We start from the raw sequence: 21,460 nt of genomic DNA on the forward strand, positions 1-21,460 counted from the left end.
CCACAGTCACCATCACCTTCAGCGAAAAAGTCAAAGACTTCAGCAACGCGGACATCACCGCGCCCAACGGCGCCCTGAGCAGCTTCACCGCCAGCGCAGACGGCCTGATCTGGACCGCCACCTTCACACCAGCAGTGGACACCGAAGCGGCCAGCAACACGCTGAGCCTGGGCACCGCTTACAGCGACGAAGCGGGCAACACGGGCACGGTGGCCACAGCCAGCTACGCCGTGGATACCAAGGCGCCGGTCTTCAGCGTGCAACTGGACGACACCAGCAACAGCGGTGCTTTGTCAGACCGCTTGACCCAAGACGACACGCCCACCATCAGCGGCATGGGTACGACGGGCGACATCATCCGCGTCACGATGCCCGGCACCAACGAAGTGCTCAGTACCACCGTGGCGGCAGACGGCAAGTGGAGCGTGACGCCCACACTGGCGATCACCAGCGGCAACGTGAGCGTGATGGCACAAGACGCGGCAGGCAACACCAGCCCGGCGCAAACCCTGGCCCTCGTCATTGACAAGAGCATCAACACGCCCACCATCGCCCTGCTGTGCGACAGCGGTTCCAGCGTCACAGACAAAGTCACCAGCAACGGCACCTTCAGCGTCAGCGCAGACAGTGACAGCCTGCTGGAATACAGCACCAACGGCACAAGCTGGAGCACCACGTTCACAGCCGCAGAAGGAGCCAACACCGTACAAGTGCGCGCCACCGACGCTGCAGGCAACGTGGCCACCTCGGCTGCATTCAGCTTCACCCTCGACAGCCAAACCAGCGCTTTCACGGTAGCCCTGAGCTGTGACAGCGGCACAGCGGCCGACAAACTCAGCCGCGACGCCACCCTGGTCATCACCGGCGCCGAGTCTGGTGCCAGCATTGAGTACAGCACCAACGGCAGCACCTGGACCAGCACCTACGCCGCCGCCGAAGGCCTGAATACCGTCAAAGTGCGGGTCATGGACGCCGCAGGCAACCAGCGCACGCAAGACTACAGCTTCACCCTGGACAGCACAGCGCCCACCCCAGCCTTGCTCACCCTGGTGTGCGACAGCGGCAGCCTAGGCGCAGACCAACTCACGAACAACGGCAGCATCAACGTGGCCGCTGAAGCCGGTGCCACGCTGGAATACAGCACCAACGGCACAAGCTGGGGCAGCACCTTTGCAGCCGCAGAAGGCGCCAACACGGTGAGCGTGCGCGTGACCGACAAAGCGGGCAACGTCAGCAGCACCTCCAGCCTGAGCTTCTCCCTGGACAGCGCATCCCCCACAGCCCCCACCGTGGGCCTGGTGTGCGACAGCGGCAACATCACTGGCGCAGGCACCGACAAGATCAGCAACGTGGGAACGCTCAGCCTGAGCAGCGTAGAAGCAGGCGGCCAGCTTGAATACAGCACCAACGGCGTGAACTGGGTCACCACGTTCGCCGCCGCCGAAGGCGCCAACAACGTGCAAGTGCGCGTGACCGATGCAGCAGGCAATGCCGGTGCTGTGGCCACCTACAGCTTCACCCTGGACACCCAAGCACCTGCAGCGCCCGTCCTTGGCCTGGTGTGCGACAGCGGTGCCCTTGGCACCGACAAGATCACTCAAACCGGCAGCCTCACCGCGTCCTCTTTGGAGGCCGGTGCCACGCTGCAATACAGCACCAACGGCACAGCCTGGGGCAGCACCTTTGCTGCCGGAGAAGGCAGCAACACCGTCTACGCACGCGTGGTCGATGCCGCAGGCAACACCGGGGCGGCCAGCCAACTGGTGTTCACCGTGGACACCCAGATCGTCAAACCGATCCTGACCCTGGCCTCCGACACCGGCACCCCGGGCGATCTGGTCACCATCGACGCCAGCCTGAACGTCCCCGGCAGCGCCACCGGCTCGGCCATCGAGGCCGGTGCTGTGGTCGAATACAGCACCAACGCCAGCAGCTGGACCAACACCTACAGCGCCATAGAAGGCAGCAACACCGTCTACGCACGGGTCCGGGACGCGGCAGGCAATATCGCCGTCTCCGACGTCCTCCGATTTGTGCTCAACACCAAAGCAGGCACCTTCACCGCAGGCCTGGACAACAACAGCAACAGCGGCGCCCTGACGGACCTGAGCACTTATTACGACACCCCCACCATCACCGGCAGCGGCTCAGAAGGCGACCGCATCAAAGTGACCATGCCCGGCACCGGCGAAGTGCTCACCACCGTGGTCGACAACAACGGCCTGTGGTCCGTCACGCCCACGCTGGCCATGGCCTCGGGCAATGTGCAAATCGAGCGCACCCTGCAAGCGGGCAACGCGGTAGACGCCACCATCAACCTGGCGGTGGTGATCGACCAAACGGTGGCCTCACCCTCCGTCAGCCTGCTGTGCGACACCGGGCGCAGCAACAGCGACAAAATCAGCACCGTAGGCAACCTGAACATTGGGCTGATCGAAACAGACGCCTTGGTCGAATACAGCACCGACGGCAGCACCTGGAGCAGTACCTTCACGGCGCAAGAAGGCGCCAACACCGTGCAGGTTCGTCAAACCGACAAAGCCAACAACACCAGCACCCCCACCGTGTTCAGCTTCACGGTGGACACCGGCAAACCCGTGCCCACCGTCAGCATCACGCCCATTGGCGGCGACGATGCCGTGGGCCCGGCCGATGCGGCCAACCCGCAAACCACCATCACCGGCTCTGCGCTGCAAGCCAGCGAAGGCGATGTGGTGCAAATTGCCGTGAACGGCCACACCTTCAGCGGCACCGTCAACGCCGTGGGCAGCTACAACATCGGCATCGACACGGCCGACCTGGTGGCCGACTCGGACAAAACGCTGGAAGTGCTGCTCAACGCCAGCGATGCCGCAGGCAACCAAGCCAGCACCTCGGCCAGCCGCAGCTACAGCGTGGACACCTCGGCACCGCAAGTGCAAAGCATCGCGCTGGACAAAACACTGCTCAAAGCAGGCGACAGCGCCACCGTCACCATCCGCTTCTCCGAGAAAGTGATCGCCTTTGATGTGGGCGATCTGGTGGCCGACAACGCGAGCCTGAGCGACCTGGCCACAGCCGACGACGGCCTGACCTGGACCGCCACCTTGGTGGCCCACAGCAGCATCGAAGACACCAGCAACCTGGTGCAACTGTCGGCCACCTATACCGACAATGCAGGCAACGTGGGCACCGCAGGCACGAGCGGCAACTACAGTCTGGACACCAAAGCCCCCACAGCCACGATCAAACTGACCGACGAAGCCCTGCAAGCGGGCGAGAGCACCACACTCACCATCACCTTCAGCGAGAAGGTGCAAGACTTTGGCAATGCCGACGTCACCGTACAAAACGGCACACTGGGCACGCTGGTCAGCAGCGACGGCATCGTCTGGACGGGCACCTACACGCCCAATGTCAACACGGAAAGCGCCCTGAATGCCATCACCTTGGCGGGCAGCTACAGCGACCTGATCGGTAACGCCGGTACCGTGGGCACCAGCGGCAACTACAGCGTGGACACCAAGGCCCCCTCGGCCACCGTCAGCCTCAAAGACGCACAAGGTGCACCGATGACCAGCCTCACGGCCGGTCAAAGCGCCCAGCTGAGCATCACCTTCAGCGAAGCCGTCAAAGACTTCAGCAACGCCGATGTGACCGCGCCCAACGGCACGCTCAGCACCCTGGCCAGCACCGACGGCGGCACCACCTGGACCGCCACGTTCACGCCCAACGCCAATGTGGAAGTCGCCGCCAACAGCATCAGCGTCAACCCCGGCGCCTACAGCGACTTGGCGGGCAACGCAGGCGCTGCGGCATCGAGTGCCAACTACGCTGTGGACACCCAAGGCCCCACGGCCAGCATCACGCTGAGCGACAGCGCCTTGACGGCAGGGGAGACAGCGCAAGTCACCATCGTCTTCAGTGAAAAAGTCACCGGCTTTGGCAACACCGACGTGGCTGTAGAAAACGGCACCATGAGCACCCTGGCCACCACCGACGGCGGCAAGACCTGGGTGGGCAGCTTCACGCCCACAGCAGGCACGGCAGACGCCAGCAACGTCATGAGCGTGGCCAACAGCTACACCGACGTGGCGGGCAACCAAGGCGCCAGCACCAGCAGCGCCAACTACGCGATTGACCTCAAAGCGCCCACGGCCAGCATTGCCCTGAGCGACAACGCGCTCAAAGCAGGCGAGAGCGCCACGGTGACCATCACCTTCAGCGAGAAAGTCAAAGACTTCAGCAACGCGGACATCACAGCGCCCAACGGGGCCTTGAGCACATTCACCGCCAGCACAGACGGCCTGATCTGGACAGCCACCTTCACACCAGCAACAGACACCGAAGCGGCCAGCAACACGCTGAGCCTGGGCACGGCCTACACCGACGAAGCGGGCAACGCAGGCACAGTGGCCACAGCCAGCTATGCGGTGGATACGAAGGCACCGAGCTTCACGGTCAAACTCGATGACGCCAGCAACAGCGGTGTCTTGTCTGACCGCCTGACCAACATCGACATGCCCACGATCAGCGGGACGGGCACCAAGGATGACGTGATTCAAGTGACGATGCCCGGCACCAACGAAGTGCTGAGCACCACGGTGGCGGCAGACGGCACCTGGAGCGTCACGCCGACCCAGGTGATCGCCAGTGGCAGCGTGAGCATCATCGCCACCGACCCGGCAGGCAACACCAGTGCAGCACAAACACTGACCCTGGTGATTGACAAAGCAGTGGGCACATTGACGCTCATCTTGGCGTGCGACAGCGGCTCAAGTGCCACAGACCTGATCAGCCAAACGGGCCACATCACGGTGGGTAACCTGGAAGCCGGTGCCGCGCTGGAATACAGCACCAACGGCACAGACTGGGCAACGACATTCGTGGCCACTGAAGGCGCCAACACCGTGAGCGTGCGACAGACCGACGCCGCAGGCAACGTGAGCGCGGCCAGCAGCTTGAACTTCACACTGGACACCATCGCCCCAGTGCCAACGGTCAGCATCAACGCCATTGGCGGCGACGACGCACTGAGCCCCGTTGACGCGGTGCAAACCCACACCGGCATCACCGGCAGCGTGACCGATGCGCGCGAAGGCGATGTGGTCAAAGTGCTGGTCAACGGACAGACCTTCAGTGGTACGGTGGACGCCCTGGGCCACTACAGCGTGAGCGTGGCCACAGCCGACCTGATCGCCGATCCAGGCAGCGACATCGAAGTCGTGCTCACGGCCAGCGACGCGGCAGGAAACACCCAATTCACCTCGGGTACCCGAGCCTACGCCGTCGACATTACCGTGCCCACGGTGCAAAGCATCGTTCTGGACAAGAGCGCCCTCCAAGTGGGTGAGACAGCCACCGTCACCATCCGCTTCAGCGAGAAAGTCAAAGCCTTTGACCTGTCGGACTTGACAGCCGACAATGCCACACTCAGCAACCTGTCCACCGCCGACAGCGGCCTGACCTGGACCGCCACACTCACGCCCACCGCAGGCATCGAAGACACCACCAACGTGGTCAAAGTGCTCGCCAACTACACCGATCTGTCGGGCAACCAGGGCACGACAAGCGCGAGCAACAACTACAGCGTGGAAACGCTGGCTCCCACCGCCATCATCCAACTGGCAGACGAAGCACTCAAAGCTGGTGAGACCACGACCTTGACCATCACCTTCAGTGAAAAAGTCAGTCACTTCAGCAACGACGACGTCACCGTGGCCAACGGCAGCCTGGGCACACTGTTCAGCGCCGATGGCATCGTCTGGACCGGCACCTTCACGCCAGCCACCAACCTGGAAGACGCCACCAACGTCATCACGCTGGCGAACACCTACACCGACCTGGTGGGCAACGCAGGATCTGCAGCCCAAAGCGGCAACAACACCGTAGACACCAAGGCCCCCACGGCCAGCGTCACCCTTAAAGACGCTCAAGGCGCGGCCATCACCAGCCTCACGGCCGGTCAAAGCGCCCAAGTCACCATCACCTTCAGCGAAGCCGTACAAGACTTCAGCAACGCCGACGTGACTGCCCCCAGCGGCACCTTGAGCACCCTGGCCAGCACCGATGGCGGCACCACCTGGACCGCGACGTTCACGCCCAACGCCAACGTGGAAGTGGCCGCCAACAGCATCAGCGTCAACACCGGTGCCTACAGCGACCTGGCGGGCAACGCAGGCGCAGCCGCATCGAGCGCCACCTACGCGGTGGACACCCAAGGCCCCACAGCCAGCATCACGCTCAGCGACAGTGCGCTCACGGCAGGTGAGACCGCGCAAGTGACCATCAGCTTCAGCGAAAAAGTCACCGGCTTTGGCAACAGCGACGTGGCTGTAGAAAACGGCACCCTGAGCACCCTGGCCACCACCGATGGCGGCAAGACCTGGACAGGCACTTTCACGCCCACCGCAGGCACAGCCGACGCCAGCAACGTCATGAGCGTGGCCAACAGCTACACCGACGTGGCGGGCAACCAAGGCGCCAGCACCAGAAGCGCCAACTACGCGATTGACCTCAAAGCGCCGACAGCCAGCATCGCCCTGAGTGACAACGCGCTCAAAGCAGGCGAGAGTGCCACCGTCACCATCACTTTCAGCGAGAAAGTCAAGGATTTCAGCAACGCCGACATCACAGCGCCCAATGGGGCCTTGAGCAGCTTCACCGCCAGCGCAGACGGCCTGATCTGGACAGCCACCTTCACGCCGAGCGTGGACACCGAGGCGGCCAGCAACACGCTGAGCCTGGGCACGGCCTACACCGACGAAGCGGGCAACACCGGCACAGTGGCCACAGCCACCTACGCTGTAGACACCCTGGCCCCGGTGTTCAGCGTGCAACTGGACGACGCCAGCAACAGCGCGGCCAAGACCGACCGCCTGACCCACGACAGCACCCCCACCATCAGCGGTACAGGCACAGCGGGTGACACCATCCAGGTGACCATGCCCGGCACGCTGGAAGTGCTCAGCACCACGGTGGCTGCAGACGGCAAGTGGAGCGTCACGCCCACACTGGTGATTGCCAGCGGCAGCGTGAGCGTGATCGCGCAAGATGCAGCAGGCAACACCAGCGCAGCGCAAACTCTGCCCCTGGTGATCGACACCGCAGTGGCCACCCCTGTCATCGCCTTGGTGTGCGACAGCGGTTCTAGCGCAAGCGACAAGATCAGCGGCCAAAGCGCGCTGGTGGTGAGCAACCTGGAAACCGGCGCCACCGTCGAGTACAGCACCAATGGCAGCACCTGGGGCTCCACGTTCATCGCCGCAGAAGGCGCCAACACGTTGAGCGTGCGCCAGACCGACGCCGCAGGCAACGTGGCCACCTCGGCTGCATTCAGCTTCACCCTGGACAGCCAAACCAGCGCCTTCACCGTGGCGCTCAGCTGTGACAGCGGCAGCGCAGGCGACAAAGTCAGCCACGACGGCACTTTGGTCATCACTGGCGCAGAAGCCGGAGCCAGCGTCGAATACAGCACCAACGGCAGCATCTGGAGCAGCACCTACGCGGCCGCCGAAGGCCTGAACAACGTCACAGTGCGCGTCATGGACGCCGCAGGCAACCAGCGTACCCAAGACTACAGCTTCACTCTGGACAGCACCGCACCCACAGCGGCCGTGCTCACCCTGGTGTGCGACAGCGGCAGCCAAGGCTCAGACAAACTCAGCAACAACGGCACCATCAGCGTGGCCGCCGAAGCTGGTGCCACCTTGGAATACAGCACCAACGGTACAAGCTGGGGCAGCACCTTTGTGGCCACAGAAGGCGCCAACAGTGTCAGCGTGCGCGTGACGGACAAAGCGGGCAACGTCAGCAGTGTCTCCAGCCTGAGCTTCACGCTGGACAGCACTGCGCCCGTGGCTGCCAGCGTCAGCCTGGTGTGCGACAGCGGCAGTATCAGTGGCGCAGGCACAGACAAAGTCAGCCACTCCGCCGCACTGGCTGTGCAGACAGCAGAAACCGCAGGGCTGATCGAATACAGCACCAACGGCGTGAACTGGGCCACCACCATGGCAGCGGCCGAAGGTGTGCACAACATCAAAGTGCGCGTGACCGATGCGGCCGGCAATCTGGGCGCTGTCACCGACTTCGCCTTCACGCTGGACACCCAAGCGCCAGATGCACCCGTATTGGGTCTGGTGTGCGACAGCGGCGTGCTGGGCAGCGACAAGATCACCCAAAACGGGGCAATCAGCACCAGTACCGCGGAAGTCGGCGCCACACTGCAATACAGCACAGACGGCGTCGCCTGGGGCACCACCTTCACAGCAGCCGAAGGCAGCAACACCGTCAAGGCCCGGGTCATTGACGCGGCAGGCAACGCAGGCACAGTCAGCACCCTGAGCTTCACGCTGGACACTGGCATCCGCAAACCCAATGTGGCCCTGAGCTGCGACAGCGGCACCAGCAGCAGCGACAAGATCACCCGCAACGGCGCACTGAACCTGAACAACGTGGACAGCGATGCCCAAGTGCAATACAGCACCGACGGGCAAACCTGGACCAGCAGCTTCACAGCCGTGGAAGGCGCCAACCTCGTGACCGTCAAAGTGACAGATGCGGCAGGCAACGTGGCCACCTCGGACACGCTGGCGTTCCAACTCAACACGCTGGACGCGGCCTTCACATTCAAGCTGGACAACGCCAGCAACAGCGGCAACCAGAACGACCTGTTGACCCACGATGCGACCCCCACGATCAGCGGTACAGGCACCACGGGCGACATCATCCAAGTCACGATGCCCGGCACAGGCGAGGTGCTCAGCACCACGGTGGCCGCAGACGGCAAATGGAGCGTGACGCCCACGATGGACATGGCCAGCGGCAGCGTGAGCGTGACCGCGACCCATGCTGCGGGCGTGGTGAGCGCGGCCAAGACACTGGCTCTGCTGATCGACACCGCCGTGGCCGCACCCACCATCGCCCTCGTGTGCGACAGCGGCGCCAGCAGCAGCGACACCATCAGCCGTGACGGCAGCATTGTGGTGGGCAACCTGGAAGCGGGTGCTGTGCTGGAGTACAGCACCAACGGCACAGACTGGGCAACGACATTCGTGGCCACCGAAGGCGCCCACACCGTGAGCGTGCGCCAGACCGATACCGCAGGCAACGTGAGCGCCGCCAGCACATTGGACTTCACGCTGGACACCACCGCTCCAGTGCCAACGGTCAGCATCAACGCCATTGGCGGCGACGACGCCCTGAGCCCCGCCGACGCGGTGCAAACCCACACTGGCATCACCGGCAGCGTGAGCGACGCCCGCGAAGGCGATGTGGTCAAAGTGCTGGTCAACGGCCAGACCTTCAGCGCCACCGTCGACGCCCTGGGCCACTACAGCGTGAGCGTGGCCACGGCCGACCTGATTGCCGACTCCGGCAGCGACATCGAAGTCGTGCTCATGGCCAGCGACGCGGCGGGCAACACCCAGATGGCATCGGCCACCCGAGCCTATGCGGTGGACGTCACCGTGCCCACGGTGCAAAGCATCGTGCTGGACAAGAGCGCCCTCAAAGTGGGTGAAACCGCCACCGTCACCATCAGCTTCAGCGAGAAAGTCAAAGCCTTTGACCTGTCAGACCTGACGGCCGACCAAGCCACGCTGAGCAACCTGGCCACCGCCGATGGCGGCCTGACCTGGACCGCCACACTCACGCCTACAGTAGGCATCGAAGACACCAGCAACCTCATCCAAGTGCTGGCCAACTACACCGACCTGTCGGGCAACGTGGGCACAGCAGTCGCGAGCAACAACTACAGTGTCGAGACCAAAGCGCCGACGGCCACCATCAAACTGGCCGACGAAGCCCTGCAAGCGGGCGAGACCACCACGCTGACCATCACCTTCAGCGAGAAAGTTCAAGACTTCGGCAATGCGGATGTCACTGTGCAAAACGGCACATTGGGCACGCTGGTCAGCACCGACGGCATCGTCTGGACCGGCACCTACACGCCCAACGTCAACACAGAAAGCCCCCTCAACGCCATCAGCCTGGCAGGCAGCTACACCGACCAGATCGGCAACGCCGGGACCGTGGGCACCAGCGGCAACTACAGCGTAGACACCAAGGCCCCCTCGGCCGTAGTGAGCCTCAAAGATGCACAAGGCGCGGCCATCACCAGCCTCACGGCAGGACAAAGCGCCCAACTCAGCATCACCTTCAGCGAAGCGGTCAAAGACTTCAGCAACGCTGACGTGACAGCGCCCAACGGCACGCTCAGCACCTTGGCCAGCACAGACGGTGGCACCACCTGGACCGCGACCTTCACGCCCAACGCCAATGTGGAAGTGGCCGCCAACAGCATCAGCGTCAACCCCAATAACTACAGCGACCTGGCCGGTAACGCAGGCTCAGCCGCTGCCAGCGCCAACTACGCCGTGGACACCCAAGGCCCCACGGCCAGCATCACGCTGAGCGACAACGCGCTGACGGCAGGCGAGAGCGCACAAATGACCATCAGCTTCAGTGAAAAAGTCACCGGCTTTGACAACAGCGACGTCACCGTGGAGAACGGCACGCTGAGCACCCTGGCCACCACAGACGGCGGCAAGACCTGGAGCGGCACCTTCACGCCCACGGCAGGCACGGCAGACGCCAGCAACCTCATGAGCGTGGCCAACAGCTACACCGACGTGGCGGGCAACCAAGGCGCCAGCACCAGCAGCGCCAACTACGCGATTGACCTCAAAGCCCCGGCAGCGACCATTGCGTTGAGCGACAACGCCCTCAAAGCAGGCGAGAGCGCTACCGTCACCATCACCTTCAGCGAGAAAGTCAAAGACTTCAGCAACGCGGACATCACGGCGCCCAATGGGGCCTTGAGCAGCTTCACCGCCAGCGCAGACGGCCTGATCTGGACAGCCACCTTCACTCCGAGCGTGGACACCGAGGCGGCCAGCAACACGCTGAGCCTGAGCACCGCCTACACCGACGAAGCGGGCAACGCGGGCACGGTGGCCACAGCCACGTACGCAGTGGACACAAAGGCGCCGAGCTTCACGGTCAAACTCGATGACGCGAGCAACAGCGGCACGCTGACCGATCTGATGACCTCTGATGCCACACCCACCATCAGCGGTTCGGGTGTGGAGGGGGACCTCATCCGTGTCACGATGCCCGGCACACTGGAAGTGATCAGCACCACCGTGGCCGCAGACGGCACTTGGAGCGTGACGCCCAATCTGGCCATCAGTACGGGCACGGTCAGTGTGGTGGCCATTGACGCGGCGGGCAACACCAGCACCGCGCAGTCGCTGAGCTTGGTCATTGATCAAGTGATCGCAGTGCCCACGCTCACGCTGTCTTGTGACAGCGGATCGAGCAGCACCGACAACAGCAGCCGGTTTGCGGCCTTGACACTCGCAGGCGTTGAGGCAGGCGCACAAGTGGCTTACAGCACCAATGGTGTCCTTTGGACGACCACCTTCAGTGCGTCAGAAGGCGTTAACCAAGTCACCGTCAAGGTGACTGATGGGGCAGGCAACAGTGCACTGTCTGCGCCGCTCAATTTCACCCTGGACACGACAGTGGCTGCCTTTGCCGTGACGCTTGGCTGTGACAGTGGCACAGCGAGTGACTTGATCACCAACACCCCGAACTTGATTTTGTCCGGGGTGGAGGCGGGAGCCCATGTGCAATACAGCACCGATGGCACAAGCTGGGCCAATGATTTCCAGGCCAGTGAAGGCGCCAACGCCATCACCGTGCGCGTGACGGACTCGGCAGGCAATCAGAGAACGCAAAACCTGGCCTTCCAGCTGCAGAGTGTCAAACCCACTGCGCCCGTGATCACCCTGGTTTGTGATGGCGGCTTGAGCAGCAGTGACCTGATTTCAGCCAAAGGGGGCATCAATGTGTCCCATGGGACAGGCACGGTCCTGGCCTACAGCACCGATGGCAGCACCTGGGGTACCACCTTTGTCGCCACAGAAGGCGCCAACAAGGTGTATGCCCGTGCCACCGATGCGGCAGGCAACGTCAGTGATGCCAGCAGCCTGAGCTTCACCCTGGACACCACGGCGCCAGTCGCCCCTGTCGCTACCCTGGTCTGCGACAGCGGCAGCAGTGGCAGCGACCGACTCAGCAAGCAGGCCTTGCTGCAAACCATGACCAGCGAAAGCGGTGGGCAAATCCAGTACAGCACCAATGGCAGCACCTGGCTGACCACGTTCAGCGCCATGGAAGGCGCCAATGCTGTGCAAATTCGTGTGACGGACGCCGCAGGGAATGTGGGTGCGATCAGCACCTTCAACTTCACCCTGGACACGCTGGCACCCACGGTGCCCACTTTGGCGCTGGTCTGTGACAGCGGCAGTTCGGGCACCGACAAAATCAGCCAGAACGGCAGCATTTTGGCCACGACCCTGGAGTCAGGAGCCACCCTCCAATACAGTGTGGACGGACTGGCTTGGGGCAGCACCTTTGCCGCAGGCGAGGGCAGCAATACCGTGCAGGCCCGGGTGGTGGATGCCGCAGGCAACGCAGGCCCCGCCAGCACCTTGACTTTCACGGTGGACACGTTCATCAGCCAACCGACTTTGACGCTGGTGTCCGACACCGGCACGCCGGGTGACAAAGTGACGATTGATGGCACCCTCAATGTGCCCGGCAGCGCAGGCGGCTCGGCCATTGAAAGTGGTGCTGTGGTGGAATACAGCACCAATGGCAGCAGCTGGACAAACACCTACAGCGCGGCCGAAGGCCACAACACGGTTTATGCCCGTGTGACGGATCAGGCAGGCAACAGCGCCGTGTCGGACATGCTGAGCTTTGTGCTCAACACCAAGGCGGGCACTTTCACGGCAGGTCTGAACAACCTCAGCAACAGCGGCTCACTCAACGATCTGATCACCCATCAGGACACGCCCGTCATCAGCGGCACAGGGGCTGTGGGCGACCGCATCCGCGTGACCATGCCCGGCACCAACGAGGTTCTGGATGCGGTGGTGGACATCAATGGTCTGTGGTCGGTCACGCCATCGCTGACGATTTCCTCGGGCAACGTTCTGGTGGCCAGAACACTGCAGGCGGGCAGCAGTGTGGACTCGACCATCAGCCTGGCGGTGGTCATCGACAAAAGCGCGGCCTCGCCCACAGTCAGCCTGCTGTGCGACTCGGGCGCCAGCAGCAGCGACAAAATCACCACGGTGGGCAATCTGAACATTGGGCAAATTGAAAGTGATGCCGTGCTGGAATACAGCACCGACGGCAGCACCTGGAGCAGCACTTTTACGGCGCAAGAAGGCCTGAACACCGTGCAGGTGCGTCAAACCGACAAGGCCGACAACATCAGCACACCGACGGTGTTCAGCTTCACGCTGGACACGCAAGTGCCCGTGCCCAGCATCACCGTGGCCGCCATTGGCGGCGATGACGCCGTGGGGCCTGCCGACGCCGCCAACCTGAGCACCACCATCACGGGTGTGGCCTTGCAGGCCAGCCAAGGCGATCTGGTGCAAGTGCAGGTCAATGGGCAAACCTACTCCGGCACTGTGAATGCAGTGGGGGGGTACAACATCCAGATTGACACACTGGACTTGGTGGACGATGCCGACAAGAAACTGGAAGTGTTCATCAACGCGACAGACGCTGCGGGCAATGCCGCCAACGCGCAAGCCAGCCGCGCTTACAGTGTGGACACATCGGCGCCTTCGGTGCAAAGCGTTACCCTGGATAAAACCGTTCTGAAAGCCGGTGACACCGCCACGGTGACGGTGCGTTTTTCAGAAAAAGTGCAGGCCTTTGACCTGGGCGATTTGCTCGCTGACAACGCCAGCCTGAGCGCTTTGGCCAGCACGGACGGTGGCTTGACCTGGACCGCAACCCTGACGGCCAGCAGCATGATCGAAGACACCAGCAACCTGGTGCAGGTGTTCTCCAACTACACCGACCTGGCAGGCAATGCGGGCACCACCGGCAGCAGTGGCAACTACAGCCTGGACACCAAAGCGCCCACAGCGGTCATCGCGCTGGCCGATGAAGCCCTCAAAGCGGGTGAAAGCACGACCTTGACCATCACCTTCAGTGAAAAGGTGCAAGGTTTTGGCAACGAAGACGTCACGGTGCAAAACGGCGCTTTGGGCACGCTCTCCAGCGCCGATGGCGGCATCACCTGGACCGGCACTTACACCCCCAACGCCAACACCGAGGCGGCCCTCAACACGATTGCGCTGGCCAGCACGTACAGCGATCTGATCGGCAACGCCGGTGTGGCCGTCACCAGCGGCAACTACAGTGTGGACACCAAAGCGCCCAGCGCCAGCATCGTCCTCAAAGACAACAGCAACGCGGTGTTGACGAGTTTGACGGCAGGCCAAAGTGCGGCTGTGACGATCACCTTCAATGAAGCCGTCAAAGACTTCAGCAACGCCGATGTCAATGCACCCAACGGACAGTTGAGCACGCTGGCCAGCACGGATGGCGGCATCACCTGGACAGGCACCTTCACGCCGAACGCCAATGTCGAAGTGGCCGTCAACAGCTTGAGCATCAACCCAGGCGCCTACAGCGACCTGGCGGGCAATGCAGGCGGCGCGGCCTCCAGTGCCAACCATGCCGTGGACACGCAAGGCCCCACAGCCACCATCACCCTGAGTGACACGGACTTGCAGGCCAACGAGACGGCTGTCTTGACCATCACCTTCAATGAAAAAGTCAGCAACTTTGACAACACCGATGTCAGGGTCGAAAACGGGACACTGAGCACCCTGTCTACCACCGACGGCGGTCGTACCTGGGTGGGCACCTTCACCCCAAGCAACGCGCAAGACACCAGCAACGTGGTGAGCCTGTCCAACGGCTACACCGATGTGGCCGGTAACCAGGGCAGCAGCGCCGTCAGCGGCAACTACACACTGGACCGACTCGCGCCCACAGCCACCATCAGCTTGAGCGACACCTCTTTGACGGCTGGCGAGAGCGCCACCGTGACCATTGCGTTCAGTGAAGCGGTGCAGGGTTTCTCCAATGGGGATGTGACAGCGCCCAACGGCACGCTGGGCACCTTCACGGCCAATGCGGACAGCACCGTCTGGACCGCCACCTTCACCCCCACGGCCAACTTCCTGGCCTTGAACAACACCCTGACACTGGCCAGCACCTACAGCGACTTGGCCAACAATCCGGGTACGACCGCCAGCGCTGCATACAGCGTGGACACACGCGCGCCGTCGTTCACCTTCCAGCTCAATGACGCCAGCAACAGCGGTGTCACCAGCGACCGCATCACCAGCGATGACACCCCCACGATCAGTGGCACGGGCACGGTCGATGACATCATCGTGGTGACCTTCCCGGGTTCGGGCGAAATGCTGTCCACCACGGTGGACGCCAACGGCCAGTGGTCATTGACCCCCAGTTTGACCATGGCCAGTGGTTCGGTCAGCGTGCTGGCCATGAACAGTGCCGGTGCGGCATCGCTGCCTCAAACACTGGCTTTGATCATCGACAAGGCCGTGGCCAAGCCCACGGTGGCGCTCGCCTGCGACAGTGGCGCCAGTGCCAGTGACCGGATTTCGCAGAGTGCTGAACTCGTGATCAGTGGCCTTGAAAATGGCGCCGCCGTGAGCTACAGCACCGATGGCGCGGTATGGGCCAGCACGTTTACCGCCACGGAAGGCCTCAACACCCTCTATGTGCGCCAGACCGATGTGGCGGGCAACGTGGCCAGCTCGTCGGCCTTGACCTTCACGCTGGACACCACGGCACCTGCACCGACCCTGAACGTGCAGCCCGTTTTTGGCGATAACGCCATCGGTCCGGTCGATGCGCAAGCCTTGACGACGGCCGTGTCCGGTGATGTCACGCAAGCGCGCGTGGGTGATCTCGTCAGTGTGTTCGTCAATGGCCACACCTACACGGCCACCGTGGATTTGTCGGGGCATTACAGCGTGGAGCTGGCGACCACCGATCTGATCAACGACAGCGACAAGAGCCTGGATGTGGTGCTGAGCGCCAGCGATGCGGCAGGCAACGTGGCCAATGCCACCGCCAGCCATGCTTACAACGTGGACATCGTGGCACCTGTGGTCCAGAGCCTGAGCATCGACAAAAGCAGCCTCAAAGTGGGCGAAACCGCCACGGTGGGCATGGTGTTCAGTGAAAAAGTCACCGCTTTTGATGTCAGTGACATCACTGCCGCCAACGGCAGCCTGAGTCAGTTGATCAGCAGTGATGGCGGCATCACCTGGAGCGCGATTTTCACGCCCAGCTTGAACATTGAAGACACCAGCAATGTGTTGCAGATCACCGCCACCTACACGGATCTGGCGGGCAATGCGGGCAGTGGCTTGATCAGTGCCAACTACAGCCTCGACACGAAGGCCCCCACGGCCATCATCCAGCTGGCCAATGAAGCCCTCAAAGCCGGGGAAACCACCACACTGAGCATTCGCTTCAGTGAGTCCGTGCAAAACTTCAGCCAGGACGATGTGACGGTGCAAAACGGCAGTCTGGGCACCTTGTCGACTGCGGATGGCGGGCTGACCTGGACCGGCACCTTCACGCCCTTGAGCAACGTGGAAGATGCCAGCAACGTCATCACCCTGGCCGACACTTACACCGACCTGGTGGGCAATACCGGCCACACAGGCGCCAGTGGCAACTACAGCCTGGACACCAAGGCCCCGATGGCCACGATCACGCTCAAGAGCGCAGGCGTGGCCATCAGCAGTTTGACGGCAGGCCAAAGCGCCGATGTGACTGTCACATTCAGCGAAGCCGTGCAGGGCTTCAGCAACGCCGATGTGTCCGCTCCCAACGGAACGCTCAGCACGCTGACCAGCGCAGACGGCGGCATCACCTGGACGGGCACCTTTGCAGCCAATGCGGCCATCGAAGATGCGACCAACAACATCACCGTGGCAGCGGCCAGCTACACCGATGTGGCGGGCAATGCCGGGGCCGCTGCTGCCAGCGCCAATTACGCCATTGACACCCAAGGCCCCAGTGCGAGCATCAGCTTCAGCGATGTCGATTTGCTGGCGGGTGAAACCTCCACGGTCACCATCACCTTCACGGAAAAAGTCACTGGTTTCAGCAACGCCGATGTGACGGTGCAAAACGGCACCCTGAGCACGTTGGCCACGACCGACAGCGGCCGCACCTGGGTGGGCACCTTTACACCCGGGCAGGTGCAATCGGCGAGCAATGTGCTCAGCCTGGCCAACAGCTACACCGATCTGGCAGGCAACCAAGGCGCATCCGCCACGAGCGGCAACTACGCCATTGACCGCCTCTCGCCCACGGCCAGCATCAGCCTGAGCAACACGGCCATCAAAGCCGGAGAGAGCGCCACGGTCACCATCACCTTCAGTGAGCGCGTCAGTGGCTTCAGCAATGCCGATGTGTCTGCCCCTAATGGCACGCTGAGCACCTTCACCTCCAGCGCCGACGGCCTGAGCTGGGTGGCCACGTTCACGCCGTCTGCCAACATCCAGGTGCCTGTGAACAGTTTGTCCCTGGCCAGCACCTACACCGACCTGGCTGGCAACGCCGGTACCGTGGCCAGTGCCAGCTATGCGGTGGATACCCGTGCACCGAGCTTTACCGGACGTCTGGATGACAGCAGCAACACAGGCGCCAAGAGTGATCTGGTCACCAGCGACGACACCCCCACCATCACGGGCACCGGCTCCGAGGGGGATGTGATCACGGTCACCATGCCCGGCACCGGCGAAGTGATGACCGCCACCGTCGGGGCCAATGGCCTGTGGTCGGTCACCCCCACATTGGCCATCAGCAGCGGCAATGTCAGCATCAGTGCCACCAGCACTGGTGGCGCCACAGCTGCTACGCAAACACTGGCGTTGGTCATTGACAAAACCATCGCCACCCCCGGCGTGGTGCTGTTCTGCGACAGCGGCATCAGCGCGGCCGACAAAATCACGCAGCAAGGCGCCATCAGCGTCACGGCCGAGGCCGGAGCAACGCTGGAATACAGCACCGACGGCATCTTGTGGTTGACCACCTTCACGGCCAACGAAGGCCTGAACACCCTGACCGTGCGCGCCACGGATGGTGCGGGCAATGCGGCCGTCTCCACCCCCTTGAGTTTCACCCTCGACAGTGTGGTGGCTGATTTCACCGTGGCCCTGCTGTGTGACAGTGGCCTGGCGACAGACAAAGTCACCCACTCTGCAGGTTTGCAGACCACCGGCGTGGTGGCGGGCGATGCCATCAGCTACAGCCTGGACGGCGGCAGCACCTGGCTGGGCACGTTTGTGCCGGTGGAGGGCGGCAATGCCTTCAAAGTGCGTGTCAGCGATGCCGCAGGCAATGTGCGCATCAAGGACATGGCCTTCACGCTGGACACGGCGCGGCCCGATCAACCCGTTATCACGCTGGTGTGTGATGGGGGCCTGAATGGCACCGATCTGATCACGGCGCAGGGCGCCCTCAATGTGAGCCATGAAGCGGGCGCCACGGTGATGTTCAGCACCGATGCGATCACTTGGGTGACCACCTTTGCAGCCGCTGAAGGCGCCAACACGGTGTATGCCCGTGCCATGGATCTGGCGGGCAATGTGAGCGAGGTGGGCAGTCTGGTGTTCCGTCTCGATACCACGGCGCCGTCCAATCCCACTGTGGCGCTGGCCTGTGACAGTGGCAGCTCTGCCAGTGACAAGCTGAGTTTGAATGGCAGCTTGCAAATCAGCACGGCCGAAACCGGTGGTTTCATCGAATACAGCACCAACGGCAGCGCCTGGGCCACGACGTTTGCGGCTTCGGAGGGCGGCAACACCGTGCGGGTGCGGGTCACCGACTTGGCCGGTCTGGTCTCTGGTGTCACCGAATTGGTGTTCACGCTGGACAGCCAGGGCCCGATGGCACCCGCCTTGGCCTTGGTGTGTGACAGCGGCAGCTCGGGCACCGACAAAATCACCCACAGTGGCGCCATTGTGGCGACCACGCTGGAGACGGGGGGCAGCCTCCAATACAGCACCGATGGCGTTTCCTGGGCCTCCACATTTGCGTCGGGCGAGGGTTCTAACACCGTCAAGGCCCGGGTGATCGATGCGGCTGGCAATGCCGGTGCGGTGTCTACACTGAGCTTTACGCTCGATACAAAGATCACCAAGCCCAGCTTGGCACTGGTCTGTGACACGGGCACGCCCAGCGATTTGGTCACCACACAAGGGGGGCTTCAGGTCATTGGAGTCGATGCCGGTGCGGTCATCGACTACAGCACCAACGGCAGCACCTGGATCAGCAACTACAGCGCCGTTGAAGGCAGCAACACGGTCTATGTGCGCAGCACCGACGCTGCAGGCAACCAGGCGATTTCGGAGCCCTTGACTTTCACCTTGAACACCAAGGGGGACACATTCACGGCGGCGCTGGACAACACCAGCAACAGCGGCAGCTTGACCGATCTGACCACCAACGACGACACGCCAACCATCAGTGGGACGGGCAAGTCGGGCGACTCGGTGCAGGTGACCATGCCTGGAACCCTGGAAGTGCTGAACACCACGGTGGACATCAATGGTTTGTGGAGTGTCACGCCGGTCAACCCGATCAGCTCGGGGCTGGTGGTGGTCAACTACACGGGTGCCACCAATGCTACGCAAAACCTCACGGTGGTCATTGACAAGACCGTCAGCAACCCCGGCGTGAGCTTGTTGTGCGATTCGGGCGTGAGCAGCAGCGACAAGATCACCACCATCGGGTCTTTGAGCGTCTCGGGTGAATCGGGGGCTTTGCTCGAATACAGCACCAACGGCAACACCTGGAGCGTGACCTACACGGCCAGCGAAGGCGCCAACAGTGTGCAGGTGCGCCAAACCGATGTGGCAGGCAACATCAGCACGCCCGTGGTGTTCAATTTCACGCTCGACACCACCAGCCCGGCGCCCGTCTTGACAGTGGGTGCCATCACGGGTGAAAACGCCATCGGGCCAGTGGATGCCCTGGCGGCGCTGACGGCCGTGACAGGCGCTGTGACCCAGGCGCGCGCAGGTGATGCGGTCAGCGTCATGGTCAATGGCCACACCGTGACCGGCGTGCTCGATGCCGTGGGCCACTTCAGCCTGGACGTGGACACCGCTGATTTGATTGCCGACCCCGATAAAACCGTGGATGTGCTGGTGGTGGCCACCGACGCCGCAGGCAACAGCCACAGCGTCAGCCAAAGCCACACCTACTCGGTGGACACGCTGGCGCCTACGGTGCAGAGCATGGCCATCAGCAAGGCGTCCTTGAAAGCGGGGGAGACAGCCACGGTCACCATCGTCTTCAGTGAAAAAGTCACATCTTTTGATTTGGGCGATGTGTCGGCCGACAACGCCGTGCTGAGCAATTTGATCAGCAGCGATGGCGGTCAAACCTGGACGGCCACCCTGACGCCCGCCAGCAACGTGGCCGATACCAGCAACATCATCACTCTGGGCCATGTCTACAGCGATCTGGCCGGCAATGGCGGCACGGGCAGTGTCAGCGGCAACTACAGCCTGGACACGCAGGCGCCCACCGCCATCATCACTTTGGGCAACGAGTTCCTCAAAGCGGGCGAAAGCACCACTTTGACCGTCAAGTTCAGCGAGGCCGTGCAAGGCTTCAGCAACGAAGATGTGACCGTGGCCAATGGCAGCCTGGGCACCTTGACCAGCGCGGACGGCGGCATCACCTGGCAAGGCACCTTCACGCCCACCGCCAATGTGGAAGACGCCACCAACGTGGTGGCACTGGCCAACACCTACACCGATGTGGTGGGCAATGCGGGCAGCAGCAGCGTCAGCGGCAATTACATTCTGGACACCAAGGCGCCCAGCGCCCAGGTGACCCTCAAGGACGCCAGTGGCGCTGCTGTCACCCGCCTGACGGCAGGGCAAAGCGCCACGCTGACCCTGGCCTTCAGCGAAGCGGTGCAAAACTTTGACAACAGCGATGTGACAGCGCCCAACGGCACGCTGAGTACCCTGGCCAGCAGCGATGGTGGCATCACCTGGGTGGGCACCTTCACCGCCAACGCGGGCATTGAAGTGGCCAGCAACAGCATCACCGTGGCCGCAGCGGGTTACAAAGACCTGGCGGGCAACCTGGGGGGCACTGCTTCCAGTGTCAATTACGCAGTCGACACCCAAGGGCCAACGGCCAGCATCAGCTTGAGCGATGTCAATTTGCAGGCGGGCGAAACCGCCCAGGTGACCATTGCCTTCAGCGAAAAAGTAACCGGCTTTGACAACACCGATGTGAGTGTGCAAAACGGCACGCTCAGCACGCTGGTGTCCACAGATGGCGGCCAAACCTGGTTGGGCACCTTCACGCCCGACGCGGTGCAGTCGGCCACCAATGCCCTGCGCATCACCACCGGTTATACCGACGTGGCGGGCAACAACGGCGCGGCGGCCAGCAGCGCCAACTACGCCATTGACCGGCTGTCTCCCGTGGCCGTGGTTCGCCTCAGTGACACCGCACTCAAGATGGGCGAAAGCGCGACGGTGACCATCACCTTCAGTGAAAAAGTGCTGGGCTTTGGCAGCGA

At 62.8% G+C, this 21,460-nt stretch carries 1 protein-coding gene (cut by a window edge); it reads left to right on the top strand.

Features of this window, described 5'->3' with window-relative positions:
* The first annotated feature begins 11 nt into the window (after nucleotides 1–11).
* Nucleotides 12–21,460, top strand: partial view of an Ig-like domain-containing protein gene (locus B9Z51_RS05800; protein ID WP_255419308.1) — the 5' portion only. It continues 8,833 nt past the right edge of the window; the window shows 21,449 of its 30,282 coding nt (coding positions 1–21,449); its start codon is at nucleotides 12–14; the stop codon falls past the right edge of the window.

Origin of the sequence: Limnohabitans sp. T6-5 (assembly GCF_003063315.1) — a bacterium.
Classification (GTDB): Bacteria; Pseudomonadota; Gammaproteobacteria; order Burkholderiales; family Burkholderiaceae_C; genus Limnohabitans_A.